This is a genomic window from Cupriavidus lacunae (assembly GCF_003353055.1).
Taxonomy (GTDB): Bacteria; Pseudomonadota; Gammaproteobacteria; order Burkholderiales; family Burkholderiaceae; genus Cupriavidus; species Cupriavidus lacunae.
Window position 1 is genome coordinate 1 of sequence record NZ_QKWJ01000123.1, and the last position, 16,912, is coordinate 16,912.

13 protein-coding genes and 3 pseudogenes are annotated in these 16,912 nt (G+C 62.3%); 7 read left to right on the forward strand and 9 right to left on the reverse strand.

Annotated elements, in window-relative coordinates; all coding sequences use genetic code 11:
* Positions 1-119: 119 nt before the first annotated feature.
* From DN412_RS39595 to DN412_RS39610, 4 genes and pseudogenes are all read right to left on the reverse strand, one after another.
* A complete protein-coding gene (locus DN412_RS39595; RefSeq protein ID WP_115216522.1) occupies positions 120-311 on the reverse strand; it encodes an IS4/Tn5 family transposase DNA-binding protein in 192 nt (63 codons plus the stop codon).
* A 429-nt stretch (positions 312-740) separates the two neighbouring features.
* Positions 741-1,436 carry a VIT1/CCC1 transporter family protein gene (locus tag DN412_RS39600; protein ID WP_115216523.1) on the reverse strand — a complete coding sequence of 232 codons (696 nt, stop codon included), beginning with the start codon at positions 1,434-1,436 and terminating at the stop codon, positions 741-743.
* A gap of 247 nt (positions 1,437-1,683) precedes the next feature.
* Positions 1,684-3,699 carry a bifunctional DedA family/phosphatase PAP2 family protein gene (locus tag DN412_RS39605; protein WP_115216524.1) on the reverse strand — a complete coding sequence of 672 codons (2,016 nt, stop codon included), beginning with the start codon at positions 3,697-3,699 and terminating at the stop codon, positions 1,684-1,686.
* Between the two features lie 230 nt (positions 3,700-3,929).
* Positions 3,930-4,495 (reverse strand): annotated as a pseudogene (locus DN412_RS39610) (efflux RND transporter permease subunit); the annotation flags it as partial.
* 11 nt (positions 4,496-4,506) lie between these two features.
* On the opposite strand from DN412_RS39610, the pseudogene DN412_RS45200 reads away from it, so the two are divergent.
* The 3 genes and pseudogenes from DN412_RS45200 to DN412_RS39625 all read left to right on the forward strand — a co-directional run.
* Positions 4,507-4,751, forward strand: a pseudogene (locus tag DN412_RS45200) (IS3 family transposase); the annotation flags it as partial.
* A 430-nt stretch (positions 4,752-5,181) separates the two neighbouring features.
* Positions 5,182-5,385, forward strand: a complete 204-nt coding sequence (locus DN412_RS39620) for a cold-shock protein (RefSeq protein ID WP_115216525.1) — start codon at positions 5,182-5,184, stop codon at positions 5,383-5,385.
* A gap of 452 nt (positions 5,386-5,837) precedes the next feature.
* A complete protein-coding gene (locus DN412_RS39625; protein WP_115216526.1) occupies positions 5,838-6,104 on the forward strand; it encodes a hypothetical protein in 267 nt (88 codons plus the stop codon).
* Between the two features lie 103 nt (positions 6,105-6,207).
* Here the strand turns inward: DN412_RS39625 and DN412_RS39630 are convergent, their stop codons facing one another.
* The 3 genes from DN412_RS39630 to DN412_RS39640 are packed head-to-tail and all read right to left on the reverse strand — an operon-like array spanning position 6,208 to position 10,040.
* On the reverse strand, positions 6,208-8,448 hold the full coding sequence (locus DN412_RS39630) for a polysaccharide biosynthesis tyrosine autokinase (protein ID WP_115216527.1): 2,241 nt from the start codon (positions 8,446-8,448) through the stop codon (positions 6,208-6,210).
* Positions 8,445-8,909 carry a low molecular weight protein-tyrosine-phosphatase gene (locus DN412_RS39635; protein ID WP_115216528.1) on the reverse strand — a complete coding sequence of 155 codons (465 nt, stop codon included), beginning with the start codon at positions 8,907-8,909 and terminating at the stop codon, positions 8,445-8,447. The genes DN412_RS39630 and DN412_RS39635 overlap by 4 nt, the downstream gene beginning before the upstream one ends.
* Positions 8,910-8,951: 42 nt before the next feature.
* Positions 8,952-10,040 (reverse strand): polysaccharide biosynthesis/export family protein, encoded by a 1,089-nt coding sequence (locus DN412_RS39640; RefSeq protein ID WP_115216529.1) that lies wholly within the window; start codon positions 10,038-10,040, stop codon positions 8,952-8,954.
* Positions 10,041-10,864: 824 nt separating this feature from the next.
* Here DN412_RS39640 and DN412_RS39650 point away from each other — a divergent pair.
* Positions 10,865-11,116, forward strand: coding sequence for a hypothetical protein (locus tag DN412_RS39650; RefSeq protein ID WP_115216530.1), 252 nt, complete (start codon positions 10,865-10,867; stop codon positions 11,114-11,116).
* 664 nt (positions 11,117-11,780) lie between these two features.
* Here DN412_RS39650 and DN412_RS39655 read toward each other — a convergent pair.
* Complete coding sequence (locus tag DN412_RS39655; RefSeq protein ID WP_425267486.1) at positions 11,781-12,230, reverse strand: tripartite tricarboxylate transporter substrate-binding protein; 450 nt, start codon at positions 12,228-12,230, stop codon at positions 11,781-11,783.
* Between DN412_RS39655 and DN412_RS45205 the strand changes: the two are divergent.
* Both DN412_RS45205 and DN412_RS39670 read left to right on the forward strand, forming a co-directional pair.
* Positions 12,193-13,420, forward strand: a pseudogene (locus DN412_RS45205) (transposase); the annotation flags it as partial. The gene DN412_RS39655 and the pseudogene DN412_RS45205 sit on opposite strands and share 38 nt — an antisense overlap.
* 175 nt (positions 13,421-13,595) lie before the next feature.
* The gene (locus DN412_RS39670) at positions 13,596-14,414 is read left to right on the forward strand and encodes a DUF1206 domain-containing protein (protein ID WP_115216534.1); all 819 of its coding nucleotides are present in this window, start codon (positions 13,596-13,598) and stop codon (positions 14,412-14,414) included.
* Between the two features lie 688 nt (positions 14,415-15,102).
* Here DN412_RS39670 and DN412_RS39675 read toward each other — a convergent pair.
* Entirely contained in the window at positions 15,103-15,600 is a 498-nt protein-coding gene (locus tag DN412_RS39675; RefSeq protein ID WP_244223051.1) for a hypothetical protein, read from the reverse strand.
* Between the two features lie 400 nt (positions 15,601-16,000).
* Between DN412_RS39675 and DN412_RS39680 the strand changes: the two genes are divergently transcribed.
* The gene (locus tag DN412_RS39680; protein ID WP_115216535.1) at positions 16,001-16,720 is read left to right on the forward strand and encodes a Crp/Fnr family transcriptional regulator; all 720 of its coding nucleotides are present in this window, start codon (positions 16,001-16,003) and stop codon (positions 16,718-16,720) included.
* Positions 16,721-16,912: the final 192 nt, after the last annotated feature.

Sequence of the window (16,912 nt, forward strand, 5' to 3'; positions counted from 1 at the left end):
CGCTACGCTGCGCAGGGGATTCTCCCCGCGCAAAATCAGGGCAGCGCTGTTCCGCTGCATGTGAAGAAATGGATGCAGCTTAAACTCGGTTGAAATCTGTCTTGACCGAGGGGTCCACTTTACTTGGGATTGGAGAAGAACCTATAGGCTGCCTTCGTGTTGCACCAGTCCTGAAAGGCCATCGGAATGCTTTGTCCCATACAGGACCACAAACGTTCAAGAACCAACCGGAATCTCTTTCCCAATCGCTCGTCGCGGAACTGACTTCGTCTAGTCTCTTCATCCAGCCACGCATTGGTTTTCAACTCCATGGCCCCATNCTCGCCATCTCTCGTTGTTGTCGAATGTACACGCAACAACGTTAACAGAATGGCTCTCTGGTTAACAGAGGCAATCGACCAAATATTTGTGGGTAATCGCAAGCCGGTCGCCTGCAGTTATCTCAGGGGAGCGTCGATGCCAGACTGCGCCTTGTCGGCAGATTTTCGCGGCCCGTTAAGATGAAGGTGTAATCTGAGCGTGGTCGTGCGTCCGCTTATCCTGGAACGTATCGCGTCACCTTTTTGGCATCGGCAAGATGCGTGCCGAAGCCCCTGGCAGTTTCCCGATTGAGGGAACAAGACCGCGAACGTATGCTTTCAATGCTCTGATGACGCGCGGCAGAAGATTGGTGTGGCAGAACACGTTTCGCGCTTTATCGGCCACAGCCCGGCGCTCGCGAAGGCGCGGGGAAGTTACTTTCAGGCCACCGCACCAAACAACGTGCCAACACCTGACGACACGCCCATCGCCAAAGCACTCCAGAAGACCACGCGGATAACGCCTGGGCCGACTTTTGCGCCGCCCGTTTTTGCGGCTAGACCGCCCAAGAAGGCAAGTGATGCCAAGGCTGAAATGACTATGGCTGGAATCACCGCTGATTCGGGAGCAAGTGCGGCAACGGCGGCCGGCAGCGCGGCGCCCACAGAAAAGCTGCAGGCAGAAGCCAGCGCTGCTTGCAAAGGCTGGGCGGAGGTCGTAGTCGAAATGCCTAGCTCATCGCGTGCATGAGTGCCAAGCGCGTCGTGGGCCATCAGCTTTTCGGCAACCTGCTTAGCAAGCGGAAAATCCAAACCACGACGCACATAGATTGCAGTCAATTCTCGCTGCTCGCGTGGAAAATCGGCATTGAGTTCGGCCTGCTCCTCAACCAAAGCCGCCTCTTCAGTATCTGCCTGCGAAGAAACAGATACGTATTCCCCTGTCGCCATCGACATGGCCCCAGCTACCAACCCGGCTACGGCCGTGAGCACAATGCTTCCATGAGCGGTGTGTGCTGATGCCACGCCGATAACGAGGCTTGCAGTCGATACGATCCCATCATTGGCTCCGAGCACCGCAGCGCGCAACCACCCAATGGTTTCAAGACGATGCTGTTCCTTATGTCGCCTAGCCATATTTCCTCAACATTAGTAACGTTGACGTGCCATCTCATGGCGGTGCGCCAAATTGTCCAGTGGCGCTGCCAAGAAAGTGTATGCCATACGTCTCGGGCGGCAGCGTCCATCAGCCAGCTTCCGTCGGCATTGCCAAATCGAACAGGCAATACAGGCAATACAGGTGGCGCTGGCTGCAATCTCAGCCGGGGATTCGAGCCACATGATTAGTGCCAGCAGTCCGTCCAGCTACAGATGCCAATCTGTCTCAACGCGATACGGTGGCAGAAAGTAGCAGTGCTGGGCAGTCGCCTGCGTTAGCCGAGCCGAAGGCGCTTTGCCCTTGTTGGGTGAGCAAGTGTGTGAGCGACTCCTTGCGCGGCGATGCGGGCAGGTCAGTGCGTACTATATTGACAAGGGGGACTGTTTTGGACAGGTGCTCACGTGTCACGGAGCCAATCCACAGCGGCGCCGCTGACGCCTTGGGCTCGGCTCCAATGAGGTACTCCGTGTGCCACAACCGCACCACGAGGCGAGCATCGGGGTGGTCGGCGGCATGAACGAACTCCATCGCGGGCGCGACCCCATTGCTCAGTTTCGGCAGTACTGGGAGCTGCATAACCGGAGTGTTGGGCGAAATCAGCAATAAGAGGCTTTTCGCCGAGCGTGGCGTGGGCAGCTTCCAACCCGCATCGCTCAATCTCCTTTCAATTTCATCGGGCCGTGCTGCCCATTGGATGGTGAATGCCTCCTGTTGGTCGCCCTCCATATCGGCGCGATATGCTGGCAGTCGGCGGCAAACCGACTTTTGCCACTGCTCCTTTGTCACAGTGAAGGCCTGCGTCTGCGGCGCCGCCTGTACGTCTTCTGGCTGCGGCTTTCGTCGCCATTGGGCCCCGACAGAGACCGCGAGCACAACCACCAGCAGTGGCAACACGGCACCGATGCGCAGGTCGGGAACGGAGTGGTGCGCATACGCGAGGGCGACAAGAGCCACCCAGGCCAGTCCGAGCGCGACGCCGCCCAACGCGTCAGACAGCCAATATTGTCCAAGATAGAGACCCGCGAACCCAACTAGCACGACGAGGATTGCCGCCGTGCTTGTAACGACGAGACTAGCCCGGTAGCGGAGCTGTCTCGCCAGTAAGAAGGCGAGGAAGCCGAAGACCACTGCGCTCGATGTGACGTGTTCGCTCGGGAACGCGACAGCGCTCGAGCCAGCTCCGGCAGGTGGACGCTGACGAATCGCTATTCCGATTGCAACAATCAGCAACTGAGAGAAGCAGGTCGTAGCGAGCCAGTAACCAACGGCGCGCCATCGTCTTTGCCAGCACAACCACCCGGTGACGGCGAGGACCACTGCAATCAGCGTCGTGACGCTGCCCACCGTCGCGACGGCCACCATGACGGCATTGCCCCATGGTGTGCGCAGTCCTTGCAGAAAGTGGTACACGCTGGCGTCGAGCTGAACCAGCGAGTCTTTTGCGATGACATCTTCCAGCACGCCAAAGAACACCCAGCCAGCGGCCAAGAGAACCCCGGCAGCCAACGCCAATGCGCCCAATTCTGGGTGTTCCGGGACAAGTATCCGAAGAACGAGCCGGCTCGCTCGGTTGTCTGTCTGCGCCGCCCATTTCGTCAGTCCTGAGCCGACAGCGTCGCTCCATCGCGCGCCTCCGGAGACCACCAACCGAACGAGTCGCACGACGCCCCACACGACGGCAACGAACAACGCTAGCAGGATGGAAAGCCGGAATGTCACCGCACCGGCCAACTGCAGAGAGGCGCCAAACACAATTCCAGGAATAATATGCGCGGGCGCCCATGCGAGAGCCGATAACACATTGATGGCGTAAAAGCGCAAGGGCGTCATCCCGAGCATCCCTGCAACGACTGGAACAATCGCCCGCACCGGCCCGAGAAAACGCGCAAGCAGGATGCTCTTGCCACCTTGTTTTGCGAAGAACGCCTTGCCCTTTTCCAGGACCTCGCGATGTCGACTAAACGGCCATAGCGTGACAAGCTCTGCCTTGTAGCGGCGTCCGACCCAGTAGCTCATCCCGTCGCCGGCGACAGCACCCGATACCGCCCAGAGAAGCGTCACCCACACATCGAGCGAACCGGCGCCGATGAGTGCTCCGGCAAGAAACATGGCCGTGCTGCCCGGTATGAATGTGCCGATAAACGCGACGGACTCCAAGAAGGCGGCGAGGAACACGACGACTTCCGTCCACACCGGGTGCCCGTTCAACACCTGAAGAAAATGCAGGTAGGATTGTTCCATGGCGCATCGTCGTGTTGATGAGGCAAGAGCGGGAAAGGCTCGGACACGTCGGAGGCGAACGCTGACCCAGCGCGCCGGATTGATACAGGAGTTACCACCTGTAACGGAACGCGAGCGACGAGGTTGACGCGTTGGACATCGCTGTGGCCACGGTCATGTACACCGTTATCTCGATAACTAATCTGCACTTCCGTTGGAATGATATCCAAAAAGGAGCGGGCCTGCCGGAATCAATGGCCTACTTCCTCGCCTGCGTTGCGGTCAAATCTACCGAAGCGAAGCGCCAGGGTCGGCAATATCAGCAGGTTCAGCACGGTCGAGGTGAAGAGGCCGCCCAGAATCACAATCGCGATCGGACCTTCCACCTCGTTGCCTGGCTCGCCGGCCTGTAGCGCCAGTGGCAACAGACCCAGCCCGGTAACGAGCGCTGTCATCAGAATGGGCGCCAGCCGCTCCTTCGCGCCCAACGTTGCGGTGTCCAGACTCCACGAATGGCCTTCCACGTTGACCAGGTGCTGGTAGTGCGAAATAAGCATGATGGAGTTGCGTAGCGTGATGCCGAACAGCGTGACGAAGCCCACCATGGAACCCAGAGCAAGCCGCCCGTCGCAAAGACAGTGAGCGCCCCGCCGACCAGCGCGAAAGGGAGCTTGGTCAAGACCAGCAACAGGCCGCGCCACCTGCGCAGCGCGAGGTAGACAAGCAGGCAGATGACAACGGCAGCGATGCCAAAATACACCGCCAAGTCTCGTTGCGCGCGAGCCTGTGCCTGGGCCTCGCCGGAGAAGACGATGTAGTACCAGGACCAGCCTGTCTGCGGTCAGTGCTGGGAAGGATGTGTGCCAGCTTCCGAGTTGAGCGATGCGCTCAAGCGAGTTCGTGAGCTGCAACGCCTGCTGGACAAGAAGACCATGGAGAACGAGATTCTGCGCGAGGCAGTGGAGGTGATGAAGTCGCGAAAATGGATTGCGCGCTCATCATTGCCGGGGGGCCACCCTGTGAAGCGGGTCTGCGAAGTTCTCCGTGTAGCGCGCTCGAATGTGGCAGAGAAGCTGATGTCAGCGATGGCAAACGTGTGGTCTTCTAAAGGAATGGCAACGAAATCTGGTCGTGCACTGCGCTTTATGCCGTGGAGAATTTCGACATCCAGCCCGCCTGACCCATCCGCTTTTGCTACCGACTCCTCTCTAAGTAGCGGCATCCACGCAGCGCTGACCAATTTGTTCATTGCGTGTCGACCTGCGCGGATCTCCCCCGCAGTCGAGAACGAATCGGTAACGTCGCGCAAACCAAATGTCCGTCCGGCGGCGGCCGGGTAAACACCGAGAGAAACACGCACCTGCAATGTTTAAGTTTCTGCTTAAATTACCACGTTGCAATACTGGCGGCGCGGCGTCGACGATGAGGAGACCTGCCCGGTGTGAGTGACACCCTGCACGAAGAGGATCGTGCGGTGTCTTGGTGAAGGATCAGGAATTCAAAATGGCAACGGGTATTGTTAAGTGGTTCAACGATTCGAAAGGTTTTGGCTTCATCAAGCCGGATGACGGCGGCGAGGATCTGTTCGCGCATTTCTCGGAAGTTCGTGCGGACGGCTTCAAGTCCTTGCAGGAAAACCAGAAGGTCAGTTTCGACGTGAAGGTCGGCCCCAAGGGCAAGCAGGCGGCCAACATCAAGCCATTGTAGCTAATGCATCGGGGCGGACCGCTAAGTCGACTAACGTGAGCAAGGTCACTACGCCGCAGTGGTGTCGACGAATCTCTATTGTCGGCCGGGGAGGGTAGACGGGGTCGTGTAACGGTTCGCTAGGGCGATGCGCATGGCCATGCGAAAGATGGCACAGATATGGGTCTTCTCGTGACGAGTGTTCACACCACGATTTGCGCGACAGGGGCTCAGCATTGAAAGCGCTCGAGAGCCGCTGCAGACAAGGGACATCTTTCAGCTTCATCGTATCGATCCATCCTGGCTGGCACCCACATCTGCAGAATTAGTGGTTGCCGTTAGAGCGGAATTAACGATCTTCAACAGCACCACCGACCCGCCTGCGCGGCGGCGAAGACCCGGCCTGGCCACCGGCTACGCGCGCGCCGCCATGCGCGACCTGGACGGCTGGGGCGTTCGTAGGGACTTTCTCTATGGGTCGCGGACGTCGGGGGGAGGAGGCAAAGCAGCGCCTCGGCAAAGACCTGGAAGCGCTGGCGCGGCTCACGCATATTGCCGTGCACCGGCACGCGTGCATGGACCACGCCCTGTTCCTGACCAGCGGACGGCAGGCCTTCAGCGACCATGTGGCGTGGCACGTCGAACAGCAGCTTGCCGGCATGGATGCGGTACGGCCTGCACAGCCGGATGCGCCGGAGCGCGCGTCCGACAGCGATGCCATGTTCCCCGGCGTGTCCTGACGCCTGACCGCGGAAATTCCGGCGCGGATAGTCAAACGCGGATAGTCAAAATCAAAGGCCGGCATCACACCGGCCTTCGTTTCCCGAGCTTCTGTCCTCTGCGCTAGGCCCGCTTGGGGTGCGCACCGCCATACTGATTCATGTAGCGGTACTTGCCGAAGTGATAGTGCGCCCGGTACCAGCGGCCTTCCACTATCAGGCCATTGAAGATGACACCCTTGATATCGCTGCCGGCCTGCACAATCGCCCGTCGCGCGGCCTTGAGCTCTGCTGCCGTACTTGCGTCCGCGCGTGCCACCAGGAAGACTGCGCCCGCCTTGGTCGCCAGCACGCAGGCGTCGGACGCAGCCAGTACCGGCGGCGCGTCGAGCAGCACCACATCGTAGCGGTTCCTGAGCGTTTCCAGCAGCGTTTCCATGGCCCGGGTCTGCAGCAGGTCGGCGGCCAGAGGCGGTTCGGAGCCGGTGGCGATGAAATCCAGGCCCGGCACGACGTCGCGCTGCAGCACCTGCTCCAGCGGCGTGCCGGTCAGCAACTCGGTCAGACCTGGCACACGCTGCTTGCCGAAATGGTGGTTGAGGCCGCCGCGCCGCAGGTCGGCATCGATCAGCACCACCCGTCGGTTGCCGGTGGCCAGCACGGCTGCGAAGTTGGCGCAGACGAACGATTTGCCGACCTCCGGCGCCGGGCCGGTAATCATCACCACATTGTTGCTGTCGCTGTTGAGCAGGGCGAACTGCAGCGCCGTGCGGAAGCTGCGCAGGCTTTCCACGGCGGGGTCGTCCGGCATGCGCCGCGCCAGCAGCTTGTCGGCATCCGGTCCGCTGCGCAGGCGCTCCTGCTGGGCGCTGTAGGGCACCGTCGCGTATACCGTCATGCCGGTTTCGCGCTCGATCTCATCCGCATCGGCCACGCCGCCGTCCAGCAGGCGCCGCAGCACCACCACGGCGATCCCGGCCAGCAGGCCCAGCAGCACGGAGGCTGCGGCAATCAGTGTGCGATTCGGCTTGACCGGGCGGATCGGCACCTCGGCAGGATCCACTAGGCGCGCGGTACCCACCTTGCTGGCACGCACCAGCTTGAGCCGCTGCACGTCATTGAGCAGCGACTGGTACAGCTCAGCGCTCACTTTGACGTCCCGCATCAGCCGCAACACGTTCTGCTCGACATCCGGCAGCCTCTGGATCTTGCCGCTGACGCCGCCGAGCTGTGCGTTCAGGCTGGTGATCTGGTTGTCCATGGTTTCGATGGCGGGGTGATTTCCGGTGAAGCGCGTAATCAGTTCCTGGCGCTTCTGGTGCAACTCCTGCAGCTTGGCCTGGATGCTTACGGACTGCGACAGGATCAGCTTGGATTCTTCGCTGAGATCGATCGTGCCGCGCTGGTTGCGCATGGCGTTGTAGCGCGTCTCGGCGGTTTCCACCTGTTGCTTGAGTTGCGGCAGCTGCGCTTCCAGGAAGGTCAGCGACTTCTCAGCTTCCGCCGCCTTGCGCCGCAGGTTCTGCTCGACATACGCGTTGCCGATCTCATTCAGGACGGCAGCCGTCGTATCTGGCGATGTGCCTTCCAGCGCCACCCCGATGACGCCGCTCTGCTTGCCGCGTTCAGAGATGATCAACTGGTCCTGCAAGCCCGAGATGGCCGCGGCGCGCGGCACGCGCGCGACGTTGAACATCGCGCCCGGTCGGCCATCGATCTGATCGATCTGGATGGTGACGCTGCCGCTGGTGGTGGCCACCGTCAACGGCACGCGGACTGTTCCCTCTGCCACCGCGTCGTCGCTGGCAAACGCGAGCCGGTACTTGCCATTGCCAAGCGCGGTTACGGTGATCAGGCGGCGCTCCATGGCTGGCGGCACGTCCAGGCGGGACACGGTGATCGATTCGCTGCCCCACGCATAGCCACCCTTGCCGAACAGGCCGGGTTGCGACAGTTCGTGGTTGAAGCTGGCAAGGGCCGCGCCAATCACCGGGAAATAGCGTGGCGACGCGGCGATGTCGAGGCGCAGCCTATCCACGGCCTTGCCCACCACCATGCGCGAGCGCAGCAACTCGATCTCGGCCGAGGGGGCCGGCTTGACGTCGTACACCGGCGAAACGTTGGCGCCCTGCTTGTTGTTGCTGGCGCCGTTCTGCTCCTCGATCTGCACCAGGATGTCCGCACGGTAAACCGGCTTGGAGAGGAAGGCGTACAGCAGGCCGGCCGCCATGACCACCGCGGCAATCGGGAGGAAGGTCCAGCGATAGCGGATCAGCACGTCGAGATACGAAGTCAGGTCCACCGGCGGTTCGTCCGCATTCGGTGTGTCCGAATCGTAGTCCCCCAAGTTCTTGATGTTGCTCATGTTGCTTCCCCGTAGCGAGTTGCCTGTGCCTCGGAATGGATCTGTGCCGACCACGCTTGCACGCCCTGCCGGATCAGTCCCAGCACGATCACGAACATGGCCTGCGAGCAGCCATAGGGGTCCGGGATGTCCGCCTGTTCGGCTTCGCACAACCGGTGAGTCTTGCCGCGCGCTTCCGGATACACGCTTTCGAGCCACTCGCGCGGCTCGGTGTCCATCACCAGCACCAGGTCGGCGCCGGCCACCATGCCGGCATCAAGCTCACGCGCGAGGTGTGGCGCCAGGTCCAGCCCCTCTTTTGCCAGCAGCCGAATGACGCGCGGATCGGCGCTGGCGCCCACCGGCGGCGCCAGCCCTGCGGAAATCACGCTGCAATCGGGCAAGGCCTGCCGCAGCAGGTCGGCGGCCATCGGGCTGCGGCACCGGTTGCCCAGGCACACCGCCAGGATCGAGCGGATCATCGTGGCGTCGGTTGGTTCCAGGGTCAGCGGCTACAGCATGGTTCAGGGCTTGGCCAGGCCGCCAATGCCAACCACCGGCTGGACCAGCAGGCTCATGACGCGGCTCCATCGCACCACCTCGCGCGCGTCCACATAGACCACATCCTTCGGTTCGAGCTCGAACCCTTCGGCAATGGCCAGCGCCACCGGCGAGGTGCCATCCAGGTGATAGACCTTTGGCGAATCATTGGCCATCTTTCGGACCACGTAGATCTGTTCGGCGTTGGCGGACGTGGGATTCACGCCGCCGGCATCGCCCAGGGCCTCGTTCAGCGTCATGCGCCCGTTGCGCATCAGCAGCGAAGTCGGCTTGACCACTTCGCCGGTCACGAAGACCTTGCTGTCCTCGCGCTGCTCGACCCGCACGATGTCGCCGGAGCGCAGAAGGATTCGCGCCGGGTCGGTGCCCTTGGCCAGCATCGCCGGGATATTGACGTACCAGCTGCGCTTGCCGCGGGTGACGCGTATGCGGCTGTTGTCGCCGGTCGCGTTCAGCACGCCGCCGGCGCGATTCAGGGCTTCGACCAGCGTCATCGGCGCGTCGTCGATGGCCAGCATGCCCGGGGTCTTGACCTCCCCGTCGACATAGACGCGCTGGCTGCGAAAGCCCAGCACGCGCACCGTCATCTGCGGGTTGCGCACCACGCGCGAGAGCACGCGCGCCATTTCGGCGCGCACCGCGTTGGCGGTCTTGCCCGCGACCTTCATCACGCCGGCATAGGGGAACTGGATATCGCCATTGGCGCTGACGACATACCCCGGCATGCTCGATCCGCCGGTCGATGTCGGGATCTCGAATGCCGCGCCGATGCTGTAGGTCTGCGTGGGGAACACCAGCTCGGGGTGGTCCCAGACCACCACTGAGATGATGTCGCCGGGGCCGATCAGGTAGGGCTTTGCCTTGGCGTAGAGTTCCTCGACGCGGTCATTGGTGGGCTTGGATTTCGCCCGCATCTCGCGCACCAGGACCATGGTGATGGGCGTGATGTCCGGCTTCGCATCCGGCCCGACTGCGCTGACATTCGCGTTGGGATTGAAGTACATCCCCGGCGAGGCGGCGCAGGCGCCCTGCAGCAGGGCGGCGCCGAGCATGGCGGCCAAGCCCGGGAGGGGGTGGCGCCGGGCGCCACGCGCGAGATAACCGGTCCGGCGTTGACGCATATCCACGACATCCTCCTGCATGGAGTGGCTGGGGCCGTGCCTGGGCAGGCATGTCCCCGATTCTTGCAGCCTAGCGCTGCGCGGGCGCCGATTCGGTGCGCTCTCGCACACTGCCGGCCCCGGGTGGTTAGGGGGAAATACGTGCGTTATGCAAGGCCGTGCTGACATGGATCCAGTGCAATGTGGCGGACCGAACCGGAGTTCGCGACCACGATGCGCACAACCTGCGCGGTTTAGGCCTGCGGCCGTCGCTGCGCGATCGGCCGGGCAGGCGTGCTGCCGTACACGGTCCATGCTTCCCGCAATGGTACGTTGGAGAGGGAAGGGATCTTAGCGGCCTGCCGGATCCGTCCGCACCTCAGCCGGCAGTCGAGCAGGCGCTGGCAACCGGCGCAAAGTCGAAATGGGCGGCGGCATACACGGCATTGCACGCCCATACTTCTTCACCGTTCTTATAAAAGGTCACCCATTTGCCGTCGCTGACGCAGTGGGCGCCAGGGAAGACCTCGTCATGGCCATTCGGACCGTCTAGTGGAAAGGGCGCGTGGGGCGTGGCCCAGTAGTGGCCGCCCGGGAGGGGCGCGATCGCTTTTGGGGACAATTTCGTCAGCACCGCAATGTGGTGTCACACAACGCGCTCTCCGCGCCGCGGCGAAACGGAGGTCGTGTCAATCCTGCAACAGCGTGGCACCGTCTTGTGACATCCTCGTGTAGTCTCGCTACCAAATCACCTCCTGCTATCCGGTGCGATTTCCATGGCACGATACCTTCAATTTGCGGCCCGTGCCTTCTACGTCGGCGCCATCATTGTGATCGTCGCCATCGTCTCCCGGCAAGTATATCTGCGCAGCGCCGCGGAAGCTGGCATAGCCGGCGCGGATGAGGAACCCGCGGCAATGATGTTGATCCGCTGCGAGACGATGCACAACCGCCTTCAGAATCGGCACCGTTCCGCAGACACTGCGGATGCTGACGAGCAGCCACGTGCTCGTTGTAGGGAGTCTTGAGTTCGGACAATGCCTGATCAGTCCGGCAGTTCACGCGGCTTGCGTGACGCTGGCGGGCTTTCCAATTTTGGAAGCAAGCGCTGATGATTTTTGGCTTGCTTCGTCGCCGCTTGGATGACCCAAACTCGCGCAGTCACATAGGCGAGGGTGACCTACCGCTCTGCTGCCGGCGTTGGCAAGAAGCCTCCTTGCAGGAATGCGACCGCGATGCACCCTGCGCTGCCTTCCAGGCAGCGCCTGGCGCTCGAGCAGGACCAGCGGCTTGGACAGCAGGCAAAAGAAAGCCCGCTTCAAGGGCGGGCACGAAACCCTTAGGCGAAAGGGAGGAGACGGACGTAAGTATAAACCCTTATGCATATTTTTGCAGATTGCCCCGCAGATGGCAGGGGCCTTGGCATGCGGCAACTCGGCAGATGAGTCGGTAATTTCACGATCACAAAATTATGGACAATGGCGACAACTACGGAAGATGCAATGAATTGGGCCGCAATGTCAGTCCATATCCGAGTTGCAAGCCGTTGGGTCATTTGATGCCAAGGACCTAGCTGCTTCGCTGAAGTTGCGCGTTCCGTGGTGGTCGGGACACCGTATTGCGGCCCAAGCTATTGCACCTGAGGCGCGTCACAAACTCGACCGGAGTCTTCGCGGGCGCGGCCAAGCCGTTTCAGGACGTGGCTTGGTAGTTCGTGAGACCAGTGTCGCTCATGGTGGGCCGGGCAGGCTGGCGAACCGCTTGCTTCCCGAGACGGCGAGCGGAAGCAGCTTGCCGGACCGGATCTGCGGCAGTACTGCCGGCACCCTGCACGTTGCCACCGCGCAGCGCACTGACCACGTCGCCGCTGGATCGGATCGGCACCACCTGGGCCTCGAGCCCGGCCATGGCGACGAAGAGTTGCGCAGCGAGGTTCTGCGTGCTGCCGACACCCACCGTGCCAATATTGAAGCCCGCCGGATCCTTGCGCGCCTGGGCAATAGCCTCGCTCACGGCCTTGAGCTTGCTGGCCTTGTCCACCACCATGACCAGGTCGAAGCTGCCAATCGGCGAAATCATGGCAAAGTCTTCGAGCGGGCGGTAGCAGTTTCCGGACCTGCTTCTGGAATTGGATGCAGCCACCAACTACAGTGAAGCACTGCTGGGGCACCGGGCCGACTCCATCGGCGAGTTGGTGGCCCCGTACGGCTCGCTGCTCGCACATGGATCTGACGTCGACGCCAAAGGTGTGGCGTCGATGTTTCCCGGCCTGGCGCCCGGCTAGATTTCGGTCGCCATGAGGGCGCTTGAGGCCAGCGGCCGGCTCCGCCGGGCCAACGAGCGCGTGGCAGAGTATCAGAGCCGCATCCCGATTGCCGCGCTTTGGGGCGACGGCGACAAGGCCTCAGCCGACATGATGTCGCTCGATGCCTCGAGGCACCTGTGGAACGCTCGCATCGATCCGCGGCGACGCACCTACGCCGCCGGCATCTATACGCACGTCCGTGACCGCTGGGGCATCGTCTACGACCAACCGATCGTGCTCAACGAACGGCAGGCCGGTGTCGCCCTCGAAGGTGTCGAGCACCACAACCGTGCCGAGGACCGGATCCGGCTGTCCCTGCTGGCGGTCGACACCCATGGCTACACGAATCCGGCGATGGCGATCGCCAAGCTGCTGGGATTTGATCTGTGTCCCCGCTTGCGCGACCTGGCCGAGCGAAATCTCTACCTGCCTCGCATCTTCTCGATTCCGGAGGGCCTGGAGCCCGCCACTGTCCGGCGCGTCTCGCTCACCGCCATCGAGCGATGGCTGGGATGAACTGGTACGGCTGGCGGCATCGATCAGATCTGGACGTGTCTCTGCTTCGCTGGCGATGCAGCGCTTCGGCGCGGCGGCCCAGGGCGATCCGCTGCACCGGGCGGTGGAGCACCTCGGCAGGCTGCTGCGCACGGTTTTCCTGTGTGACTACATCGCGATTGAGGAGTTCAGGCGCGAGATCCGCACGCTGTTGAATCGCGGCGAATCTGTTCATCATCTTCAGCGCGCGATTTACTATGGAAAAGTCTCACACGAGCGTGGCCGGCGCCGCGACGAACTGAAAGTAATCTCGGGATCGCATGCACTGCTGGCGCGGAACACCGCCCAGATGCAAAGCGTGGTCGACCGGCTGCGTAAGGAAGGCCAGGTCATCGAAGATGGCTGGCTGCGTCGCATGGGCCCGGTCCATGTCAGCCACATCAATTTCCGGGGCACTTTCCGCTTTCCTGTGGAGCGCTACGCGGACGCGCTCCTACAACGATCCCGGACGGCGACGCATCGGTCTGCGTGAATCCGAGGGTACGAAGAGTCCTTGCACTCAGGTTGCGGGCCGAGCTAAGGTTGAATCAACGGCGGACTTTCAAATCGCTTCGTCGGACGTACGGCGCCTATCTTGACTCAGCGCGTCCCTACGCTCTTGGATTGATCCCAGGTTGCGTTTGACAACTCACGAGGCGGGCCCCGCGATGGCACCAAATTCCGGTGGCAAGGCCGAACAGGCCGGCGACAGCGCGTCGCTGAAGGTGCTCGCCCGCGTCGGGTTGATCGCTTACGGCGTTGTGCACCTCTTGATCGGCTGGCTGGCGCTGCAGATCGCATGGGGTCCGCCGGCCGGCAAGCGCGCCGACGTCTCGGGGGCGCTGAGAACATTGGCTGATCAGCCCTTTGGCAGGATCCTGCTATGGCTGGTTGCGGTCGGCATGGGGGCGCTCGCGCTCTGGCAGGCCAGTGAAGCCATCTGGGGCTATCGCAACCGCGTAGGTGCCAAACGGGTCCGCAATCAAGTCACCAGCGGGGCCAAGGCCGTGATCTACGCCGCCCTGGGGGTCAGCGCAGCTTCGGTCGTGCTCGGCTGGGGATCGTGGGACGCGCAGTCCCAGCAGCAAACCACCTCAGGTGTGCTGGCGTGGCCGGCCGGGCGGGAAATCGTCGTGGTCACGGGGCTGATCATCATTGGCGTCGGCGTGGCCGGGGTGGTCAAGGGCGTGAAGAAATCCTTCAACGACGAGATTGACACTTCGTCGATGTCCCCAGTTGCCCGGAAAGGCGTGGCGCGACTGGGCCAAGTCGGGTACATCGCCAAGGGGGTGGCACTGGGCGTGGTTGGGGGCTTGCTCAGCTATGCGGCGCTGACCTTCCACCGGCAGAAGGCGCCGGGGCTGGACGGCGCGCTGCATGCGATCCTGGCGCAGCCGTTGGGGCGGTTTCTGCTTACGGCCGTGGCGCTTGGATTCGTGGCCTTCGGCCTGTTCGCGATGCTCGAGTCACGCTACCGCCGGATGTAGCCCTTCTGGACCGAGTGAACGTACGCTGGTTCAGCAGTCGGGAGCGGGCGCGCGTCCCGACCGTCATCTCCAAGAGTCAGCTGCGCGAGGTGCGGAGAAGCTCGGAGATTGTCTGCGGCAGAGGGGCTCGCACATCGCGGACCTCAGGTTCGGGCGAATCGCGTCGACCGCGTTCATGTGCCAGCGCTGTGTGCTGTTGGTCAAGTGCTTCCACGCACTCCAGCACGATGGACTGGACGCACTCGCTCTCTCGTCAGGCACCTGCGACCCGGGCGTTGCGGTGAGCCGCTTGCCGACCGCCAGCTTGAACCTTGCCTCGACGGCGCGGAACAGGAGATCCCAATCATCTCAGTTCGAGCAGGTGAATCCGAGTGTTCGGGCGCTGCTGGCGTAAGCGCGTGCGCTGGTGCCGGTCGGCGCTCAGCATGACGTGGTGCCTTGGGAAAGGCTCTATGTTCCGCAGGATGTCGACGGCTCGCGGGACGTTTCGGGCAGCGACGCAGCAGGGCGTGCGGCAATTTCCGTTTCGAGTGCCGTGCGGGCGCCCCCTGTTCTAGCAGCCGCGCGGCCAGCGCATCCGCATCGGCGCGGCCAACCCGGCCGGCGGTGATTTGCCCGGTGAGCCTGCGCAGGTTCTCGACCAGGACAATGCGCAGCGTGATCGCCACCGCCCACAATTCGCCGATTGTCAGCGGCTGGACGCGCTGATAGGCGGCGATGAAGCGGCGCAGGATGTCTGGATCGAGGTACAAAGGCCCAGGCCAGCCCGAAGACGCGCGGATAGCCCGTAAATGGCCACTCGGCGAGCTTGGGCAGCTGGCGATAGTAGCCGGGGGGACAGGTCGTCCCGGATCTCGCGGATCTGTTCCTCGATGATGTGATAGTTGTCGAGCAGCCATTCCGCCGCTGGCGCTACCTCGCCGCCGCTTTCCATCTCGGCAGCGCTTGCCCGATAGGCGTCCAGCAGGACAGCGGCATTGTCCCTGAAGCAGGCTGTGCAGGGGCAAAACGTGTGGCGGCTGCGTGGTGACCGCCTGTGCTGCGGCGAGGCTTTGCGCGTGCTGCTCCAGCCGTTCCAATGCCGAACAATTCCTCTCATACCGGCCGCTGTGCTGTCCCAGGGCGACGGCACGGCGGGCGCGCCGAATGCGCGCAGCGGGAAGGTGAGATTCAGCTTCAGGTTCATGGACGGGACCATTCCACCGTCCGGGAAGCGATAAGGGCCGTGGCACCATTTGCCCCGAGCACTCTCGTCATTCCTTACTTGACTTCACGATGATTGAAAGAGGAAGCACTGCTGTGGAATATGGGCCGGAGAGCGGACGAATGCCGTCCGCAGGCGTACGGATCGGGGCATTTATTCGATTGCAGTCACATTGCCCGAGCGGGCAGGGGGAATCCGAGAGTGGGAACCCGATGAAGTTTGCGTGTCTTTCGGCGCACTCTGTGCTGACGTTTGCCTAGTCGACCAGCCGAACTATATTTAGAAAGGCAAGTGATCCTCTACCGTCCCGCGGTCTGGCTCCAGACCCTCGGCAAGGACGATGTCACTGATATCAACCTGTTCTGAGCGGTGAGATGCAGTCATGAGCGTCATGCACGATCTGAAGTCCAATCACCTTCTCGCTGCGCTGCCGGCCGTCGACTGGGAGCGCCTCGCACCACACCTGACGCTGGTGGCGCTGCCGCTGGCCCATGTCGTGTACGAGTCAGGAGATCAACAGGGCTACGTCTATTTCCCGACTGATTCGATCATTTCGCTACTGTACGTGATGGAAGACGGGGCCTCCGCCGAAATTGCAATCGTGGGCAATGAGGGGATGGTCGGGATTGCCATTTTCATGGGGGGCGAAACGACCCCGAGCCGCGCCATCGTGCAAAGCGCCGGGCATGGATACCGCCTGAGCGCAACGATCCTGAAGCAGGAGTTCGTGCGGGGCGGATCTCTGCAGCGCCTGTTGCTGCGCTATACGCAGGCACTCATTACCCAGATGGCGCAAACCGCAGTATGCAACCGCCATCACTCCATCGACCAGCAACTGTGCCGATGGCTGCTGCTGAGCATCGACCGATTGCCCTCCAACGAATTGACGATGACGCAGGAACTCATTGCCAACATGCTCGGGGTACGGCGCTCCGGCGTGACCGAGGCCGCCTTAAAGCTCCAGGCCGCGGGCCTGATCCGCTACAGCCATGGGCATATTGCGGTACTCGACCGGATGGGCCTGGAAAAACGAGTATGCGAATGCTACGCGGTCGTGAAGCGAGAGTTCGATCGCTTGTTGCCTGACCTGTCGGCGCCTTGAGGTGCAAAGGTTGGAGCACCTGGCACGCCGCCCTGCCTGCAAGCCGCCGTCATTACGAAATGGTGTATGTAGTCGGACCTGAAAAATTTAGTCTGAGGGCTCAGCGTGGCCGGAGAGTGAAGATTCTGGTCGCCCCTATCAGTTGACTGCGGCGTGCGGGCAAGGTCGATTGGCTGCATCCCTGGCGGATTG